This window comes from Kitasatospora sp. NPDC058965, assembly GCF_042741245.1.
Lineage (GTDB): Bacteria > Actinomycetota > Actinomycetes > Streptomycetales > Streptomycetaceae > Kitasatospora.
The window spans coordinates 1-2523 of sequence record NZ_JBHYKG010000551.1 but is presented as its reverse complement, the minus strand read 5'-3'; the positions used below and the strand labels follow the sequence as shown (position 1 = coordinate 2523).

2 protein-coding genes are annotated in these 2523 nt (G+C 67.1%); both read right to left on the bottom strand.

Features of this window, described 5'->3' with window-relative positions:
- Positions 1 to 111: 111 nt before the first annotated feature.
- Positions 112 to 1194: an inositol-3-phosphate synthase gene (locus ACFW1A_RS39995; protein ID WP_380418576.1), complete on the bottom strand. Its 1083-nt coding sequence runs from the start codon at positions 1192 to 1194 to the stop codon at positions 112 to 114.
- Positions 1195 to 1332: 138 nt separating this feature from the next.
- Complete coding sequence (locus ACFW1A_RS39990) at positions 1333 to 2007, bottom strand: PadR family transcriptional regulator (RefSeq protein ID WP_380418574.1); 675 nt, start codon at positions 2005 to 2007, stop codon at positions 1333 to 1335.
- Between the last annotated feature and the right edge of the window lie 516 nt (positions 2008 to 2523).

The window sequence follows — 2523 nt, the reverse complement described above, 5'->3', positions numbered from 1 at the left end:
CCGGCCGTCGGGTGATCCCCACCCGCCCAGGGTGTCATGCCTAGGGCCTTTTTTACACGTGAAAAAACGGCCCTCGGCGGTGACGAACTGTCAAACGGTGAGCTCAGTGGCTCAGCGCTCGACCTCGCCGCGGATGAACTTCTCGACGTTCTCCTTGGCCTCGTCGTCGAAGTACTGCACCGGCGGCGACTTCATGAAGTACGAGGAGGCGGAGAGGATCGGGCCGCCGATGCCGCGGTCCTTGGCGATCTTCGCGGCGCGCACCGCGTCGATGATGACGCCGGCCGAGTTCGGCGAGTCCCAGACCTCGAGCTTGTACTCCAGGTTCAGCGGAACGTCACCGAAGGCGCGGCCCTCGAGGCGGACGTACGCCCACTTGCGGTCGTCCAGCCAGGCGACGTAGTCGGACGGGCCGATGTGGACGTTCTTCGCGCCCAGCTCGCGGTCGCGGATCTGCGAGGTGACGGCCTGGGTCTTGGAGATCTTCTTGGACTCCAGGCGCTCGCGCTCGAGCATGTTCTTGAAGTCCATGTTGCCGCCGACGTTCAGCTGCATGGTGCGCTCGAGGATGACACCGCGGTCCTCGAAGAGCTTCGCCATCACGCGGTGCGTGATGGTGGCGCCCACCTGCGACTTGATGTCGTCGCCGACGATCGGCACGCCGGCCTCGGTGAACTTGTCCGCCCACTCCTTGGTGCCGGCGATGAACACCGGGAGGGCGTTCACGAAGGCGACCTTGGCGTCGATGGCGCACTGCGCGTAGAACTTCGCGGCGTCCTCGGAACCCACCGGGAGGTAGCAGACCAGGACGTCGACCTGGCGGTCCTTGAGGATCTGGACGACGTCGACCGGGGTCTCGTCGGACTCCTCGATGGTCTCGCGGTAGTACTTGCCGAGGCCGTCGAGGGTGTGGCCGCGCTGCACGGTGACGCCGGTCGGCGGCACGTCGCAGATCTTGATGGTGTTGTTCTCGCTGTTGCCGATGGCGTCGGCAAGGTCGAAGCCGACCTTCTTGGCGTCGACGTCGAACGCCGCGACGAACTCCACGTCGCGGACGTGGTAGTCGCCGAACTGCACGTGCATCAGCCCGGGGACCTTGCCGGCCGGGTCGGCGTCCTTGTAGTACTCGACACCCTGCACCAGCGAGGCGGCGCAGTTGCCCACGCCGACGATGGCTACGCGAACCGAACCCATTCCGGTTGCTCCCTGTTCTCGTGAGGCGCGCCGTGGTGCGGCGCCCCTCGTCCTGCTCTCTTCAATGTGACTGTCTGACGGGCGCGCACTGCGCCCATTTCCGCCGCGTGGCAAGGGCAACACGCGGTGGCGGCACTCCTAGGTGGAGCGCCCCGGGCGGTCGTACGGTGGCCGGTCCGGGTCGGGGGACCCGTCCTGGTGGCCACGGCCGTCCGAAGACTGTGGGGTCGCGGGCCCGGTGGCGGTGCGTCCGCTCCGGTTGGCCCGCTCGGTCTCGATCAGCTCGTTCAGCCAGCGCACCTCGCGCTCGACCGATTCGAGACCGTGCCGCTGCAGTTCGAGGGTGTAGTCGTCGAAACGCTCCCGGGTGCGGGCGAGCGAGGAGCGCATCCGCTCCAGCCGCTCCTCCAGCCGGCTGCGCCGGCCCTCCAGCACCCGCATCCGCACTGCCCGGTCGGTCTGGCCGAAGAAGGCGAAGTGCACACCGAAGTGCTCGTCCTCCCAGGCGTCCGGGCCGGAGTCGGCGAGCAGCTCCTCGAAGCGCTCCTTGCCCTCCGGGGAGAGCCGGTAGACGATCTTCGACCGCTTGCCGTTCAGTGCGGTGGCCGGCACGTACTCGGTGTCCGGGTTGTCCTCCACCAGGAAGCCCTGGGCGACCAGGTTCTTCAGGCAGGGGTACAGGGTCCCGTAGGAGAAGGCGCGGAACGATCCGAGCAGGATGTTCAGCCGCTTGCGCAGCTCGTACCCGTGCATCGGGGCGTCGTGCAGCAGGCCGAGGACGGCGAACTCCAGCACACCCGATCGCCTGCTCATCCTGCCCACCCTCCGTTCTCCACCGAGGTATGCCGTACTGATGTATCGGCTCGATATATCGAGAACGATAGGCCGGGGTCACGATTGGGGCAAGAGGGGCACGGGTGAATGTGATCACAAGAATTCGGACGACGGTCACGCAGGGTTCGCCCTGGGCCGTCCGGGGGCTCCGGTCAAGGCCAACTCGGGGGTTCTTGGCAACGGGCATGTAATGATCTGTCAGCTCTTTGTGACGGATTGACCCGTTATGCCGGAAATACGTCTCATTTGGCCTGCGTACGCTGTCGCGTGTGCACGAGGACCACCTCCGGGGAAGCGGCCGCTTCGCGGCCTGACGGGCGGCCCAGGGCATCGCAAGCAGATCCTGCTGAGCAGGCTCCCCGCCTGGCCTAGGAGTAACTGGACTATGAGCGAACACCGGCGCCGGTCGCCCCACGGGGGCGGCGGTGAACAGCCGCCCGGCGGGCCGGGCGGTCAGCGCCCGTATGCCTACGGGACTCCGCAGGAGGGTGCGCC

What these genes read in the sequence shown, in the direction of transcription:
- ACFW1A_RS39995 (WP_380418576.1), bottom strand. Translation starts at nt 1,194, where the DNA reads ATGGGTTCGGTTCGCGTAGCCATCGTCGGCGTGGGCAACTGCGCCGCC.
- ACFW1A_RS39990 (WP_380418574.1), bottom strand. Translation starts at nt 2,007, where the DNA reads ATGAGCAGGCGATCGGGTGTGCTGGAGTTCGCCGTCCTCGGCCTGCTG.